This window comes from Vibrio sp. Y176, assembly GCF_033438945.1.
In genome coordinates, this window is sequence record NZ_JAWOQS010000004.1 from 109,649 (window position 1) to 126,989 (window position 17,341).

General features: G+C 45.7%; 13 protein-coding genes. 1 reads left to right on the plus strand and 12 read right to left on the minus strand.

The genetic code is table 11. The features are described 5' to 3' along the window. Nucleotides 1–78 precede the first annotated feature (78 nt). Nucleotides 79–2,808 carry a preprotein translocase subunit SecA gene (gene secA, locus R7O13_RS11680; RefSeq protein WP_318303903.1) on the minus strand — a complete coding sequence of 910 codons (2,730 nt, stop codon included), beginning with the start codon at nt 2,806–2,808 and terminating at the stop codon, nt 79–81. A 407-nt stretch (nt 2,809–3,215) separates the two neighbouring features. Here secA and R7O13_RS11685 point away from each other — a divergent pair, with 407 nt between their 5' ends. Further along, nucleotides 3,216–3,674: a DUF721 domain-containing protein gene (locus tag R7O13_RS11685; RefSeq protein WP_054578503.1), complete on the plus strand. Its 459-nt coding sequence runs from the start codon at nt 3,216–3,218 to the stop codon at nt 3,672–3,674. Between the two features lie 113 nt (nt 3,675–3,787). Here the strand turns inward: R7O13_RS11685 and lpxC are convergent, their stop codons facing one another. The 11 genes from lpxC to murE all read right to left on the minus strand — a co-directional run bounded on the left by lpxC (nt 3,788) and on the right by murE (nt 17,333). Further along, nucleotides 3,788–4,705, minus strand: coding sequence for a UDP-3-O-acyl-N-acetylglucosamine deacetylase (gene lpxC / locus R7O13_RS11690; RefSeq protein WP_005381871.1), 918 nt, complete (start codon nt 4,703–4,705; stop codon nt 3,788–3,790). Between the two features lie 101 nt (nt 4,706–4,806). Continuing rightward, nucleotides 4,807–6,045: a cell division protein FtsZ gene (ftsZ, locus tag R7O13_RS11695; RefSeq protein WP_017633617.1), complete on the minus strand. Its 1,239-nt coding sequence runs from the start codon at nt 6,043–6,045 to the stop codon at nt 4,807–4,809. Between the two features lie 30 nt (nt 6,046–6,075). Next, nucleotides 6,076–7,338 (minus strand): cell division protein FtsA, encoded by a 1,263-nt coding sequence (gene ftsA / locus R7O13_RS11700; RefSeq protein WP_005372946.1) that lies wholly within the window; start codon nt 7,336–7,338, stop codon nt 6,076–6,078. Then, nucleotides 7,331–8,113: a cell division protein FtsQ/DivIB gene (locus tag R7O13_RS11705; RefSeq protein WP_005387393.1), complete on the minus strand. Its 783-nt coding sequence runs from the start codon at nt 8,111–8,113 to the stop codon at nt 7,331–7,333. The genes ftsA and R7O13_RS11705 overlap by 8 nt, the downstream gene beginning before the upstream one ends. A 192-nt stretch (nt 8,114–8,305) precedes the next feature. Then, a complete protein-coding gene (gene murC, locus R7O13_RS11710; RefSeq protein WP_005387395.1) occupies nt 8,306–9,763 on the minus strand; it encodes a UDP-N-acetylmuramate--L-alanine ligase in 1,458 nt (485 codons plus the stop codon). Nucleotides 9,764–9,786: 23 nt separating this feature from the next. Then, on the minus strand, nt 9,787–10,854 hold the full coding sequence (gene murG / locus R7O13_RS11715; RefSeq protein ID WP_054728485.1) for an undecaprenyldiphospho-muramoylpentapeptide beta-N-acetylglucosaminyltransferase: 1,068 nt from the start codon (nt 10,852–10,854) through the stop codon (nt 9,787–9,789). Beyond that, on the minus strand, nt 10,841–12,037 hold the full coding sequence (gene ftsW / locus R7O13_RS11720) for a cell division protein FtsW (RefSeq protein ID WP_005372933.1): 1,197 nt from the start codon (nt 12,035–12,037) through the stop codon (nt 10,841–10,843). Before ftsW ends, murG begins: the two co-directional genes overlap by 14 nt. Nucleotides 12,038–12,055: 18 nt before the next feature. Next, nucleotides 12,056–13,369, minus strand: coding sequence for a UDP-N-acetylmuramoyl-L-alanine--D-glutamate ligase (gene murD / locus R7O13_RS11725; RefSeq protein WP_017821485.1), 1,314 nt, complete (start codon nt 13,367–13,369; stop codon nt 12,056–12,058). A gap of 39 nt (nt 13,370–13,408) precedes the next feature. After that, the gene (gene mraY / locus R7O13_RS11730) at nt 13,409–14,491 is read right to left on the minus strand and encodes a phospho-N-acetylmuramoyl-pentapeptide-transferase (RefSeq protein ID WP_005372931.1); all 1,083 of its coding nucleotides are present in this window, start codon (nt 14,489–14,491) and stop codon (nt 13,409–13,411) included. Next, on the minus strand, nt 14,491–15,855 hold the full coding sequence (locus tag R7O13_RS11735) for a UDP-N-acetylmuramoyl-tripeptide--D-alanyl-D-alanine ligase (RefSeq protein ID WP_005372928.1): 1,365 nt from the start codon (nt 15,853–15,855) through the stop codon (nt 14,491–14,493). Before R7O13_RS11735 ends, mraY begins: the two co-directional genes overlap by 1 nt. Continuing rightward, complete coding sequence (gene murE, locus R7O13_RS11740) at nt 15,852–17,333, minus strand: UDP-N-acetylmuramoyl-L-alanyl-D-glutamate--2,6-diaminopimelate ligase (RefSeq protein WP_318303907.1); 1,482 nt, start codon at nt 17,331–17,333, stop codon at nt 15,852–15,854. The genes R7O13_RS11735 and murE overlap by 4 nt, the downstream gene beginning before the upstream one ends. Nucleotides 17,334–17,341: the final 8 nt, after the last annotated feature.

Consider the following 17,341-nt stretch of genomic DNA (forward strand, 5'->3'; position numbering starts at 1 on the left):
TGAAATTCGACAGCCACAGAATTTGCTTAAAAAAAGAGCCGCCTAGGCGACTCTTTAAAAAATAATCTGACTAATACGTTAGTCGATTTTGCCGTGGCACTGTTTATACTTCTTACCACTACCACAAGGGCAAGGCTCATTGCGACCTACTTTACGTTCATCACGTACCATTGGCTGACTTGAACCTTCTTCAGATTCATCACCTTCAGAAAGAGGGTTTTGTGCTGCCGCGTGTTGCGCTTGAGCACGACGAGCGGCCTCTTCAGCTTGCGCACGACGTTGCTCTTCCATACGTTCAACTTCTTCTTGTTGCTGAACTCGAACGCGAGATAGAACAGTAATCACATCAGTTTTCAGCGCTTCTAGTAGACCTTCAAACAGTTCAAACGATTCACGCTTGTATTCCTGTTTCGGGTTCTTCTGCGCATAGCCGCGTAAGTGAATACCCTGACGCAAGTGATCCATTGCTGCCAAGTGCTCTTTCCAAAGCGTATCCAGAGTTTGAAGCATAACCGATTTCTCGAAGTTACGAAGCACTTGGGCACCCACCACTTCCTCTTTCTCTTTGTACACTTCAACGGCTAGATTGATGATCTTCTCGCGTAGCGCCTCTTCGTAAAGCTTATCGTCTTCTTCAAGCCATTGCTTCACTGGTGCATCAAGATCGAAGTCTGCTTTCAAGCGCTCTTGCAGACCTTCAACGTCCCACATATCTTCTAGTGATTGTGGCGGGATGTACTCATCAATAACCGCGGTTAGCACATCTTCACGGTTTTGCTCGATCATACCGCTGATGTCTTCAACGTTCATCAATTCGTCGCGCAGCTCGTAGACAACCTTACGCTGATCGTTCGCCACATCATCGTATTCTAGTAGCTGCTTACGGATATCAAAGTTACGACCTTCCACTTTGCGCTGTGCTTTTTCAATTGAGCGAGAAAGCATTTTCGATTCAATAGCTTCACCTTCTTCCATACCACTTTGAATAAGGCTCGCCATACGATCAGAAGTGAAAATACGTAACAAAGAGTCTTCCATAGATAGGTAGAAGCGCGATGAACCCGCATCACCTTGACGACCAGAACGACCACGTAGCTGGTTATCAATACGGCGAGATTCGTGGCGCTCAGTACCAATGATGTGTAGACCACCTGCATCTAATACTTGATCATGTACAACTTTCCAATCTGCTTTAATCGCATCGATTTGTTCTTGAGTTGGGTTCTCCAAAGCTTCCACTTTTGATTGCCAACTACCGCCAAGCACAATATCCGTACCACGACCGGCCATGTTGGTCGCGATAGTTACCGCACCAGGCATACCCGCTTCAGCGACAATTTCCGCTTCCTTCTCATGGAATTTTGCATTCAATACGTTGTGTTTGATCTTAGCCTTCTTCAATGCGTTAGAAAGAAGTTCTGATTTTTCAATCGATACGGTACCAACCAATGTTGGCTGACCTTTCGCAACGCGCTCTTTGATATCTTCAATGATTGCAGCAAACTTCTCAGCTTCGGTACGGTACACCACATCCGGCATATCGTTACGAATCATAGGTTTGTTGGTTGGGATAACCACCGTTTCCAAGCCATAAATAGATTGGAACTCAAACGCTTCAGTATCCGCAGTACCTGTCATACCAGACAGTTTTTCGTATAAGCGGAAGTAGTTCTGGAAGGTAATCGAAGCCAAAGTTTGGTTTTCGTTTTGAATCTTAACGCCTTCTTTCGCTTCTACTGCTTGGTGAAGACCTTCAGACCAACGACGACCTGGCATTGTACGACCAGTATGTTCATCAACAATTACTACTTCACCTTCGTCAGTAACGATGTAATCAACGTTGCGCTCAAACAACACATGAGCACGCAAAGCGGCATTCACGTGATGTAACATGCTGATGTTAGTCGGAGAGTAAAGTGTGTCACCCTCTTCCATAAGACCATTTTTCACCAACAGTTCTTCAACGTACTCTTGGCCCGTTTCTGTGAGGTATACTTGCTTTGATTTCTCATCAACAGTGTAGTGACCATCACCACGATATTCTTCAGAGTCTTCTTTGTCTTGCTTTTTAAGATGCGGGATCAAAAGGTTGATTCGGGTGTATAGCTCAGAGCTATCTTCAGCAGGACCAGAAATGATTAAAGGGGTACGAGCTTCATCAATTAGGATTGAGTCCACCTCATCGACAACTGCAAAGAAGCGTTCACGTTGTACGCGATCTTCGCTACGGAAAGCCATATTGTCACGAAGGTAGTCAAAACCAAATTCATTGTTCGTTCCGTACAAGATGTCAGCTTGGTACGCTTCTTTTTTCTCTTGAGGAGGCATGTTTGGCACGTTTACGCCAACAGTCATACCTAAAAATTCAAATAGAGGGCGGTTTGTCTCTGCATCACGTTTAGCTAGATAATCGTTCACTGTTACAATGTGAACGCCTTTACCAGCCAGGGCATTTAGGTAAGCAGGAAGCGTTGCCGTCAGCGTTTTACCTTCACCCGTACGCATTTCAGCGATTTGACCCGCATTTAGAACCATACCACCGATAAGCTGGACGTCGAAGTGGCGCATACCGTAGACACGCTTAGATGCTTCACGAACCGTAGCAAAAGCTTCTGGAAGTAGTTTATCAAGAGTTTCACCCTTCTCTAGGCGCTCACGGAATTCAACCGTCTTTGCTTTTAACTCTTCGTCACTTAGAGCTTCGAATGTTGGCTCAAAGTTATTAATTTCTTTTACAATTTTTCTAAGGCGGCGCAGTGTTCGGTCGTTGCGACTGCCAATCACTTTTGTCAGTAGCTTAGTTATCATTTTTCGTGAATCTCTCTTTATTCAGACCGTTCCCGATCTACTCATAATGCCTTCAGTCTCTGCCAGTTTGGAACTAAGAATACTGAGATAAATCATTTATCAAAGATATTGAGTTCAAACATCCATATTTCAAGGCTAAGTTTTGAAACAATGTGGCTTAGTGTAAGGATTTTTAATCGATACAACCATAAATAGACGTATTTGTTTGAAGCACTCTGAAGTTTTTACTTAAAGTGGTGACTGATTAGCCGATATTGCATACCGCAATATGTGTAATCCATCCAGAGCAAACTTTGCTTTTTACCTTGCTACATTGTAAAACTGAAGCTAAAGACGTTAATGTAAACTATACCTTGATAGAAAGCTGCTCTAGAATAGCTATATCTCAACAAAATTAGATTTTACCTATGCGTGATCACCGTCCAACCTCGACTGAAGATGTTATTGCTGAGTCACAGTTCAAGCAGATTCAAGAACATGCTGGAGAAATCTTACAGCTTAACCAAGCTTTGCAAGAGATCTTACCCATGGGGACGGCCGATCATTGCCGAGTAGCGAATGTTCGTAACGGCCATCTATTGATCGATGTCTCTAGTGCCGCAATCAAAATGAAGATCGATTACGATCGCCTCATGATCCTAAATAAACTTCGTACTCAAGGCTTTGCCAAGCTGATGAGCGTTGAAGTGAGGATCAATCCTTCACTATATAGAAACCGCTTTCAACAAGACGACAGACCTAAGCGTCCACCACTAACAGAATCTGCAGCAAAGTCATTAATGACGATTGCCGACATGGCGCCACCTAAAATTCAAGAGCGTTTAAAACGATTAGCCGATATGGCAGAAAAGGAAGATCGTAAGTGAACGTTATTTCAATATGCTGAAAGCTTGAATGTTATTGATAAGTAGAAGATTAAAGCCAAATAGCAAAAAACCAGGCATAAGCCTGGTTTTTTATTAATTCTAATGCCAAGTATTTACGCAAGCACCATATTTGGTTCTGCGAATGCTACTGGTGAGCCGACTTCTTCTTCGAATGTAGTCCACTCCCACGCTTCCTGATCTGCAAGAACAGCACGTAACAGTTGGTTATTTAAACCGTGGCCAGATTTAAAGGCACGGAATTCACCAATGATTGGGTGGCCACACATGTAAAGGTCACCAATCGCATCCAACACTTTGTGAGTCACAAACTCATTTTCAAAGCGTAGACCTTCTTCATTAAGAATACGGTAATCATCCAAAACGATAGCATTGTCAAAACTACCACCCAAAACTAGGTTTTGAGATTGTAGATATTCGATATCACGCATAAAGCCAAACGTACGTGCTCGAGAAATCTCACGAACAAAGCCTTTTGACGAGAAATCAAACAGCAAACGTTGCTCGTCTGATTCAATCGCTGGGTGATTAAACTCAATTTCGAAGTCCATACGGAAGCCGTTAAATGGTACAAATTCTGCCCATTTATCACCATCTTCAAAACGAACTGGCTTTTTGATGCGGATGAAGCGTTTTGGCGCATTTTGCGTTTCGATACCTGCTTGTTGTAGCAAGTATACAAATGGGCTTGCACTACCATCCATGATCGGAATTTCAGGTGCGTCTACTTCGACAACAATGTTATCGATGCCCATACCAGCAAGTGCCGCATTCAAGTGCTCAACAGTTGAAATACGCACACCTTCATCGTTTACCAATGCAGTACAAAGCATGGTGTCACGAACCGAAGCTGGATCAGCTGGAAAATCTACAGGTGGATTTACATCTGTACGACGGTAAATGATACCTGTATTTGCAGCAGCCGGGCGCAGAGTAAGTGTGACTTTACGACCAGAGTGGAGACCCACACCAGTTGTTTTCACTATTTCTTTCAGAGTACGTTGTCTGATCATCTGCTTGCCTCTCAAAAATTTGCTACAAAACACGGCCGTCTGTAACGTCGACCGTGAATGCTACCATAATTTTGAGCCATGTCAAATTTATGGGTTAAAGATTAATCAGCCTGACGACGCAAAAATGCCGGTATATCTAAATAACCACTTTCCTTTTCTTGCTTTGGAGCCGCAGAACTTTGGCTCGACGAAGCTGGAGAAGAAGGAGCAGTGTTTGTCGGCTGAGGAGTTACCTGTGGCTTCTCTTGCACTTGATTGTTTTGCAAGGTCTGTGCCGGTTTTTCTTCAGCTTGCGTTGCCGCTGCTTGTTGCTGTGGTTGAGCTTGCGGCGTCGGTGCCACTTTAGCTTTACCACCCGCAACTAGCGTGATATCTGGCTTTTTCTCATTACCAATACCTGTCGCTACAACTGTTACGCGGATTTCGTCAGTCATATCAGGGTCTAGAGAAGTACCGATAACAACAGTCGCATTGTCAGAAGCGAATGCCTTCACTGTATTACCAACCGTCTCAAACTCGTCAAGACGCATATCCAGACCAGCAGTAATATTGACAAGAACACCACGAGCGCCCGCTAGATCGATGTCTTCCAGAAGTGGGCTAGAAATTGCCATTTCAGCCGCTTCTTCAGCACGGTCTTCACCTTTGGCGATGCCGCTACCCATCATTGCGTGACCCATTTCAGACATTACAGTTCTTACGTCCGCAAAGTCGACGTTGATCATGCCAGGGCGAGTAATTAGCTCAGCAATACCTTGAACGGCATTCTTAAGAACATCGTTAGCGCTTGCAAAAGCTTCTAGTAGTGTTACACCACGACCAAGTACTTTAAGTAGCTTTTCGTTTGGAATCGTGATCAAAGAGTCAACATGCTTAGATAGCTCATCGATACCTTGCTCAGCAAATGCCAAACGCTTTTTACCTTCAAAACTAAACGGTTTAGTTACTACCGCTACTGTTAGAATGCCAAGCTCTTTAGCCACTTCAGCAATAACAGGCGCTGCACCAGTACCGGTACCACCACCCATACCAGCTGCGATAAACACCATATCGGCGCCAGTCAGGGAATCTTTAATTCGATCTCTGTCTTCGAGAGCTGCGTCACGGCCAACCTGTGGATTAGCACCTGCACCCAGACCTTTAGTGATATCACCACCGATCTGAATTACATTGCCAACGCTTGTCTTACGAAGTGCTTGCGCATCAGTGTTGACGCTGATGAATTCCACACCTTCGATGGATTCACGCACCATGTGTTCAACGGCGTTACCACCGCCGCCACCAACCCCAACGACCTTGATTACTGCATCGTCAGACATTTCCATCATCGGTTCAAACATGTGTTGTCTCCGTTTATCCTGCAACTCAGGTTAAAACTCTTTTTGTATCCAGTTACGCAATTTATCGAAAAAGCCAGTTACAGATGAGCGTTTAGGTTCATTATAATCGCTATCGTCGCTAGACTGCATGTCTCTTGCGTAATGAAGTAATCCAACTGCCGTAGAATGGTACGGCTCTTTTACATAGTCAGTTAATCCGCTGACTTCGAGCGGTTTGCCGACCCTTACTTGATTGCGGAATACGCGTTCCGCACATTCTACCACTCCGTCCATTTGCGCAGCACCGCCGGTGAGTACAACTCCCGCAGCCAGATGGTGCTTGATACCCTCTTCGCGCAATTTTGCTTGTACAGAGTCGATAGTTTGGTTAACCAGTCCCATAAGCTCAGAGTAGCGTGGCTCAATCACTTCTGACAACGTTTGACGTTGCAGGCTACGTGATGGTCGTCCACCTACGCTTGGTACATTAACCGTGTCATCCTTACTGACCAGTTCACTCAAAGCACAGCCATATTTGACTTTTATTTCTTCAGCATCGCTCACTGGCGTGCCAAAAGCAAAAGCAATATCACTGGTTACAGCATTTCCTGCGTACGAAAATACTTCTGTGTGACGTAACGCACCGCCAGTCCAGATGGCCACATCCATCGTGCCGGCGCCAATATCAACCACACAAACTCCAAGCTCTCTTTCATCCTCGGTGATTACTGCATTACTAGCAGCAAGCCCAGAAAATACGAGTTGTTCTACTTTAAGGCCGCAGCGTTCTACCGCCTTAATAATGTTGCGTGCCATGTCATTATGGCATGAGATAAGGTGGACACTCACTTCCATTCTTACCCCAGATAAACCAAGCGGATTTTTGATTCCTTCTTGGTAATCAATGGTGAACTCTTGCGGGATCACATGAAGAATTCGCTGTTCATCACCGATTTTAATCGATTTTGCGGTATGGATAGCGCGATCCATGTCTTCTTGAGACACCTCTTCATCAGAAATCGTGCCCATACCTTTTTCAATTCGGCTTGCGATATGCTTACCAGACAACGAAATGAAGACTCGGCTGATCTGGCACTCTGCCATTAATTCAGCTTGATCAATTGCACGTTGTACTGATTTTACAACCGACTCCAAATCATTCACGCCACCTTTATCCATGCCGCGTGAGGGGCTACTACCTGCGCCAATAATATTAATTTGACCGTCTGGTAAAACCTCACCCACTAGAGCCGATACGGTTGCAGTGCCTATATCAAGACCAACAATAATGTTGTCATCAGCGGCCTTAGTCATCTGTACTCTCTTCTAACTCTTGTTCAGGAAACCAACCAACTGCGGCTCCTGTATCGTACCTAAGATCGATATAACTGATTCTTTGCGTGTCACTGCCAAGCTTGTTATAGAGCTTAAAAAAGCGCTCTATACGCTCAAGAAGAGACTCTTTACCGAGCTCTAATCGAATACCGTTATCAAGGATGATTTGCCAAGCTCGTCGCTCGTTTAATACCAGAGACGATATCGCTAAACCCAATTGCTGAAACTTAGGACTCAAATCACGGTAAGTCTGTAAGACTTCCGGTCCGCTATCTTTGGGTCCGTACAGCTTCACTTTTTCTTCTTGCAACAGAGCAACATCTCCATCAAAAACGAACCCGTTTTTATCTAACAGTTCGTTGCCATTCCAAATGGCTTCTGGTTGATGCTCCGTCAAAAAAACTTTTACTGTATCCGGCCACTGCTTTCGGATTGCGGCATGCGCTACCCATGGCAGAGCTTCGACACTTTGCTGTAATACATCAATATCCTGAGACATAAATGTACCGATGTGATCAATTCGACTAAATGCAGCCTGCACATCGTCAGCTTGGACATACTCCAGTTTCCCCTGAAGTACTATTTTGGAGAGAGGTAACCTTTGGTCATCCCACATCCAACTGATCGCCGCGTACAAAACAGAACTAATTAAAGTCACAACCACAACGAAAAATAACGCACCCAAGATTTTTTCTTGGCGACCACGGTTGTTACCCGTGTTTGGTCGCTCGTCATTCAGTGCAATATTCAACAACGTCTTCGTTTCCTGACTTTTGTCGTGTACTTTTTACCCATATAATTACGCAGAGGTAAAAGTCTTGACTTTAACCTTGGGATTATACTGAGCTCTTGTAAACTATCAAACACTGATAGCAATAAATCACAATGATATTGACGCAAAATCGAGATCTGAGTCTTTATCTGTCCTTCGCGTCAACAATATGTGTCAGCCAAGCATCTTGTTTATATTCAATTTAAGACCTGCCAGCTGTTTCGCCACTTTACCAATATCACCCGCACCTTGCGTTAAGATTAGGTCGCCGTCTTGTATAACGTTAGCTAAAACTGAAGGTAATTGCTCGATTTCTGGAACAAAAATCGGATCTACCTTGCCTCGGCTGCGAATTGTGCGACATAAAGCGCGCCCATCAGCCCCTGCAATCGGCTTTTCACCCGCTGCGTAAACATCCAGCATGATCAATACATCTACCTGTTCAAGCACATTCGCGAAATCATCGTATAAATCACGAGTACGGCTATAACGGTGCGGTTGGAAAATCATCACCAAACGCTTGTCTTGCCAACCACTGCGTGCTGCATTAATGGTTACATCCACTTCTGTGGGATGATGGCCGTAATCATCAACAAGCATTGCATGGCCGTTGCCAGTATCAAACTCGCCAAGGTGATCAAAACGTCTTCCCGTACCTTGCGTACCAGCCATTGCCTTTAGGATCGCATCGTCTTCAATGTCATCTTCAGTAGCAACCGCAATCGCAGCAGACGCATTCAATGCATTGTGACGACCTGGAATATTCAGCGTGATATCTAAGTTAGCTCGCCCTTTACGTACTACCGTAAATTTGCCTTGCTGCCCCTCTTGACGATAATCTTCAATACGTACGTCGGCATCTTCAGAAAAACCGTAAGTTATCACTTGACGACTAATACGTGGGATTAACTCTCGAACCACAGGATCGTCAATGCAAACAATTGCTTGGCCGTAAAACGGTAGATTATGAAGGAAGTCGATGAAGGTTTGCTTTAAGGTTTCAAAGTCACCACCATAGGTATCCATATGATCGGCTTCGATATTGGTAACAATGCTCACCATTGGTTGCAAGTGCAGGAATGACGCGTCACTTTCATCTGCCTCTGCAATTAGAATACGACTCGAGCCTAGACGCGCATTTGTACCTGCGCTTTTCACCAAACCGCCATTCACAAACGTTGGATCAAGACCGGCTTCAGAATAGATTTGAGTAACAAGAGCGGTCGTCGTGGTTTTACCGTGTGTACCCGCAACGGCAATACCGTGACGGAATCGCATCAATTCAGCCAACATCTCTGCGCGGCGTACAATAGGGATGCGTAATTCACGTGCCGCCATCACTTCTGGGTTTTCTTCGTTGATCGCCGTTGATACAACAACCACACTGGCTTTTTCTACATTACTGGCTTGATGACCGATAAATACCGTCGCACCTTTTGATACCAAACGCTCTGTCACAGCGTTCTCTGATAGATCAGAACCTGTGATTTGGTAGCCTTCGTTCAACAGCACTTCTGCAATGCCGCTCATGCCCGCACCACCAATACCGATGAAGTGGATGGATTTCACGCGGCGCATCTCTGGCACCATTGCGCGAATCTGAGCTAAGTCTTGTGTATGTTGGATTGTCATCAATTCTATTCTCAATAATTCGGTTAACGCTTTTCGGTCAAAGCGACAATGGCTTGTGCGACAACTCGGTCAGCATTCAATTTTGCAGCGCCACGCGCTTGCTCAGCCATTGTAAGTAAAGCTTGGCGATCCAATTGTTGGATCTGCTGAGTCAGAGACTCAACGGTTAAATCTGGTTGTTCAATCATTTTCGCCGCGCCGCAATCCACCAAGTGGTCTGCATTAAGTGCTTGCTGGCGGTCTTTGTGCATGAATGGAACAAAAATAGCGCCTACACCTGCCGCCGAGACTTCAGAAACGGTTAACGCTCCAGAGCGACAAACTAAAAGGTCAGCCCATGCGTAAGCTTCTGCAACGTCATCAATGAATTCCATTACTTCTGTATTTACCACACCATTAGCTTGGTATGCTGCATTCACTTCTTCGGCGGCACCTTTGCCCGCTTGATGACGAATACAGTAATCTTCGCCCAATTTCGACATCACTTCTGGCAGAGTTTGGTTAAGAATACGTGCGCCTTGGCTGCCACCCATCACCAAAATGCGAATTGGACCTTGGCGCTCTTGCATGCGCTCAGTTGGCGCTGCTAATTGAGTCACGTCTTCACGAACTGGGTTCCCAACCACTTCGGCATTTGGAAAAGCGCCTGGGAAAGCCTGAAAAACCTTCTTAGCGATTTTCGATAACCATTGGTTCGTTAAACCTGCTACTGCATTTTGTTCATGCAGAACAACAGGAATGCCACTCATCCAAGCGGCAATACCGCCCGGGCCGCTAACATAACCGCCCATACCAAGCACTGCGTCTGGCTGCCAGCGTTTCATGTGAGCACGAGCCTGCATAATGGCATTGATAATTTGAAATGGTGCTGCAAGAAGACGTTTAACGCCTTGACCTCGTAACCCTTTCACTTTGATAAAGTCGATTTCAATGCCATGTTTTGGCACCAAATCCGCTTCCATTCGATCCGCCGTACCTAACCAACGGATCTCCCAACCTTGCTCTTGAAGCTGTTTTGCTACCGCCAAACCTGGGAATACGTGACCGCCAGTACCACCAGCCATCACCATCAAACGTTTATTTTGTTTCATTAGCTTGTTGTTCTGATTGTTGTTGCTCGCGTTTCAAGCGGCATTCGTAATCGATACGCAGTAATATGGACACTGCGACGGACATAATTATTAGACTAGAACCACCATAACTGATGAGTGGAAGTGTTAAACCTTTTGTTGGAACAATACCGGCGGCAGCTCCAACATTAACCAAGGTTTGAAACGCAAACCAAATACCAATTCCGAAAGCCAGATAACCTCCGAACATTTCGCCTTCTTCAAATGCACGCTTGCCGATGTAAACCGCTTTTAGCACCAAGCTAAAAATCAGCATTAAGACCAGCACTACGCCTACGAAACCAAGCTCTTCAGCAAGTACGGCAAACACAAAGTCGGTATGCGCTTCCGGTAGATATTCCAGTTTTTGAATTGAATTACCGAGACCTTGACCGAACCATTCACCACGACCAAACGCCATCAAAGATTGAGTCAACTGATAGCCACTGCCAAATGGGTCTTCCCACGGGTCAAGGAAGGAGGTTACTCGTCGCATACGGTATGGCTCGACGAGAATCAAACCTACCACAGCGCCGATACCTGCCACCATCAAGGCGAGAAACTGGGTTAGTTTTGCACCTGCGATAAAAAGCATGCCAAACAGCGTGACCAGCATCACGACGACCGTCCCCAAGTCTGGCTGACCAAGTAGTAATACTGCGAAGAAGGCAAACACCATGATAGGCTTCATAAAGCCACCAAAGAACGTTTGTCGTACTTCGTCTTGCTTTCGAACTAAGTAACCAGACATGAAGATAAACAGCGATAGCTTCGCGACTTCCGCTGGCTGAAGGTTAAACAGCCCAAGGGGAATCCAACGAGACGCACCATTAACCGACTTACCCGCCAAGAGCACGATGATCAACAGTGCGAAAGAAGCCCAAAGTAAGTAATGGCTCTTCTTAAACCACTCTTGCAAAGGCACTTGCAAAATAACAGCGGAGGTCCCTAACGCCAGCACGAGAAACGTCGCATGACGAAACATAAAGTGGAACGGCTGTTCCGTTAATCGAGAGCTGATTGGAAATGATGCAGAGGTTACCATGACCAAACCAGTCAACATCAAACCCAGTGCAATCCACACTAACTGACGATCAAACATCGCCTCTGGGGCTGGATGCTTGAGCCAATTGCCAATACTGCGTTTAACGTTACCTAAACCCACGAAGTGTGTAACCTTTAATTATGCATATTTCTGAGCAAGAGCAGCGAAAGCATCACCTCTTGCCATAAAGTTGTCGAATTGATCAAAGCTAGCACATGCAGGAGACAGCATCACCATATCACCTGGTTTTAACTGCGAAGATACTTGTTGAATCACATCTTCCATAGTGTCGAAACGTATTGCAGATTCATGCAGTGGCATAAATTCATCGCCATCAGCGCCAAAGCAACACAGTTGCAAGTTAAGCGTCGCGAAGATCGGTTTTAATGGCGAGAAGTCAGCACCTTTGCCAACACCACCAACGAGTAAGTAGAGCTTGCCTGTCGATTCCAAACCAGATAGCGCAGCCATAGTGCTGGCAATATTAGTTGCTTTAGAGTCATTCACCCATTTGACGCCTTGATTATCCGCAACCACCTGGCATCGGTGTGTCAGTCCCGTGTAATTTTTAAGTGCATTCAATGCTTTGTGATAGTTTACGTCCGCAGCTTTTAATAGCGCTAAAGCAACCAGAGCGTTAGATAAGTTGTGCTTACCAACCAACTTAAGCTCATCACTTGCGACAACTCGTTGACCGTGATCGAGCAGCCAAGTACGGTTGCCATCCACCTCGAGACCAAAGTCCTGATTGTCGCTGCCAAATGTCACCAATGGCATCTCTGCGTCTGGGAAGGTTTCTTGATCATCACGGTTCACGACTGCAAGAGCAGCATGGTTAAAAATACGCAACTTAGCTTGTCGATAGTCAGACATGCCTTGATAACGATCCATATGATCTTCAGAAAGATTCAGAAACGCAGCGGCTTTGAGCTTTAAGCTTGACGTCGTTTCTAACTGGAAGCTCGAGAGTTCGAGTACATATAGGTCTGCGTCTTGTTCTAACAAATCCAGTGCAGGCACACCGATGTTACCACCAACGCCAACATCCAAACCTGCAGCCTTAGCCATCACACCTGTGAGGTCGGTTACTGTGCTCTTACCGTTTGAGCCCGTAATCGCAATCACCGGTTTCTGCACCGCCCAAGCGAATAACTCGATATCACCTACTACTGCCGTACCTTTTGCTAATACGGCTTGGATCTCTGGTGTCGCTAGCGCAATACCAGGGTTGGTCACGATAAGATCCGCGTCAGAAAGCCAGTCTGTATTCCAACCACCACTATGCAGTTGAACACTTTCCGGCAAGCGCTCTGCACCTGGAGGGTTTACACGAGTATCAATGACTTTGACCACAAGTTGTGGCTGATTTTTTCTTAGGTGTTTAACGACAGAGAGCCCGGTAATACCGAGCCCTACGACGACAACACTATGTATGTTTTGCCAACGTTCCATATTTGATCACACTGTAAATCTTATTCTTGGAAAGTGCGATTAACGCACTTTCAATGTCGCAAGACCAATCAGAACAAGAACCATAGAAATAATCCAGAAGCGCACGATTACGCGAGGTTCTGGCCAACCTTTCAATTCGTAGTGGTGGTGAATTGGTGCCATACGGAAAATGCGCTGACCACGTAATTTGTAAGAACCTACCTGTAGGATGACTGATAGCGTTTCCATCACAAATACGCCACCCATGATCACCAACACCAACTCTTGACGAACTAGAACAGCAATGGTGCCCAATGCACCGCCAAGCGCTAGTGAGCCGACATCACCCATGAACACTTGTGCTGGGTAAGTGTTAAACCACAAGAAACCAAGGCCTGCACCGACGATTGCTGTACATACGACAACCAACTCAGAAGCATGTGGTAAGTATGGAATATGAAGGTATTCAGAGAAGTTAACGTTACCGGTCGCCCATGCAATAACCGCGAAGCCTGCTGCAACAAGAACCGTTGGCATGATTGCCAAACCGTCTAGACCATCAGTCAGGTTAACCGCGTTACTTGTACCTACAATGACAAAGTAAGTCAGAATGATATACATCAAACCAAGCTGCGGCATGATGTCTTTAAAGAATGGCACCACTAGCTGAGTTGCTGCTGTGTCTTTACCGTAAGCATACAATGCGAAAGCGACGACAAACGCGATCAACGACTGCCAGAAGTACTTCCAACGCGCGATCAAGCCATCGGTATTTTTGCGTACCACTTTACGATAATCATCAACAAATCCGACCGCACCGTAGCCAAGTAAGACTGTCAGTACCGCCCATACGTAAGGGTTGGATAAGTCTGTCCATAGCAAAATCGTGATTGAGATGGCCGCTAAGATCATGATACCGCCCATTGTTGGGGTACCACGCTTACTAAAGTGAGATTCCGGACCTTCGTTACGCACTACCTGACCAATTTGCAGCATTTGCAAACGCTTGATCATGATTGGTCCCATCCATAATGACAGACCTAGAGCGGTTAATACGCTTAGGATTGCTCGAAAAGACAAGTATTCAAACAATCGGAAAAAAGACAGGTATGGCTGTAGCAGCTCGGCAAGCCAAATAATCATTAATAATACTCCTTCAAAGCAGCAGCGACTTCAAACATACGTGCACCATTCGCTCCTTTCACCAATATCGTATGGTTTTCAGGAACGGCTTGGTCTAGATGCTGCTTGATGTATTCAATCATCTCTTGGTGCGTCTCAAAATGAATGCCTTGGCAAAGATCACTGATCACCTTGGCGTCTGCACCATATGTGAGAACATGTTCAAATTTTTGTGGGGCAGCATGTTCCCCGACTTGACGATGAAGTGCAAGACTTTCCTCGCCCAATTCCGCCATATTACCTAAAATCAGCCAGCGTTGACCTGGGAAAGCGGCCAATAAATCAACTGCCGCTTTCATGGCTGGCACGCTCGCGTTGTAGCTGTCGTCAATCAATTTTATCTTTTCGCTCAGCGCTTCAACCTCGACGCGACCTTTCACTTTGTTCAAATGTTTAAGGCCAGCGCGAACCTCTTCTAATGTGGCGCCCATTTGTAACGCAATAATAGAAGCAGCGATCGCATTCGCAACGTTGTGTTGACCTATAATACCCAGAGACAGTTCAATTTCTTGTGAGCTTGCTGCGATATGTAAGTCAAAGCTTGCTTCACCTGCGGCGTTCAATACGATGTTAGAAGCGAAGAAGTCTGCATCAGTATTACTTTGTGAAAAAGTAATGACTTTCTTATCTGCTAACACTTCATCCCACTTGGCTTCACCATTGCTGTCTAGGTTAACAATCGCAATACCACCAGCTGAAAGGCCTTGGTAGATTTCACCTTTGGCTTGTTTCACGCCATCGATAGAACCAAAGCCTTCAAGGTGAGCGGCGGCTACATTGTTCACTAACGCGATATCTGGTTTTACTAACTGAGTCGTGTAAGCAATTTCACCGATATGATTAGCACCAAGCTCAATCACGGCATAATCATCATCCTGCTGTGAGCGCAATAATGTCAACGGAACACCAATATCATTATTGAAGTTACCCGCCGTGAATAACACTTTGCCTTTCAATTGCAGGATACTCGCAACCATTTCTTTTACGGTCGTTTTACCGCAACTTCCGGTGATGGCAACGGTAGGTGTTTTGCATGCTTGATGCACCCAAGAAGCAAACTCACCCAATGCAAGTTTGGTATCCGACACCACAATTTGCGGCACATTCACATCTAAGCGTTTTTCTACGAGTAAAGCACCGGCACCTGCATCTACCGCTTGTTGGCAAAAGTTGTGCGCATCAAAGCGCTCCCCAACTAACGCGACGAATAAAGCCCCACGCTCAATCGTTCGTGTATCAGTAGAAACCGCGTCGATAAGTAGCTCGTCGCCGAATCGCTCACCACGAGTGATGTCTGCAATTTGAGATAACGTTACTTTGATCATGAGGTCAATCCTAAAAGTTGCATTGCGGACTCGCGGTCGGAGTAATGAATCGTTTCGCCATTACGAATCTGATAATCTTCATGGCCCTTTCCAGCTAACAAGATAATGTCGTTTGGCGAAGCATTTTCAATGGCATAAGACAGCGCTTTGAAGCGGTCATGCTGAACAATCGCTTCAGCAGGTTTTGACAGCCCAGCTAACATATCTTTCACAATCTGAACCGGATCTTCGCTGCGTGGGTTATCGTCAGTCAACACCACTCTGTCGCCCAGACGCTCTGCAATTTCCGCCATCATTGGACGCTTACCTGCATCGCGATCGCCACCGCAGCCAAAAATAGCCCACAGCTGGCCTTCACAATGAACTCGTAAAGCTTGCAGCGCTTTTTCTAAAGCATCAGGAGTATGGGCATAATCGACCACGACTTTGGCACGATCCTCAGTTTGGAATAACTCCATTCGGCCGAGTACAGGTTGCAGTTGACCTGCGGTTTCGAGTAACGCTTGTTTCTCTTTACCTAAGCTTAATAAGGTCGCAAAAGCGAGCATTAAGTTGGTTGCATTAAACTCACCAATCAATGGCGCGCGCAATTCACCTGAGCCAAACTTACCATGGAACTTAATAGTAATCCCTGACTCCGCGTAACTGACTTCCGTCGCCCAAATTGCGCTTTCAAATTCAGTGTTCGCCTTGAGCGAAACAGCGACCGCATTACTTAACTGCGACGCCCATTGATGACCTACTTCATCATCAACATTGATAATGGCACGTTCACATAGGTGTTGCGTGAACAACCCAAGCTTTGCATTGGCATACTCTTCCATCGTGCCATGGTAATCAAGATGGTCACGACTTAAGTTAGTAAACACGCCCGCCGCAAATGATAGTGCTTTGACACGACCTTGCGTCAGGCCATGGGAAGATACTTCTAGCGCGGTGTATGTGGCTTGTTGATTTGCGAGAGAGGAGAGCGTTTTCTGAATTTCAACGGCATTCCCCGTTGTATTCGCAGCTTGTTGCAAGTTATTGAGGAAGCCATTTCCTGTTGTTCCCATTACCGCCGCTTTATGGTCAAGCAGTTCTAGCCATTGCGCTATTAACTGGGTAATGGTGGTTTTGCCGTTGGTGCCGGTGACACCAATCAAATCCATATTAGGGTAAGCATAGAGCTTTCCAGCAATTGCGGATAAACGTTGGTCCAACCTATCGATGTAAATGACGGGAACATCATCAATGATTTCCACCGTACCATGTGTTTTGACATCGCAGGCTTGCGCCAGGGCTGCATTTGCACCTTGCTCAATTGCAGAGGCAATGAATTTACGCCCATCCACAACATGGCCAATCACTGCTACAAACGTGGTTCCAGGTTGAACTCTTCGGCTGTCGAGCTCCAATTCAGAAACAAGAACGGACGATAAGCTAGGGCAATCCACCCAAGGGGAAAGCAGCACGTCCATACTGATGGCTTTAGTCATATTTGTTC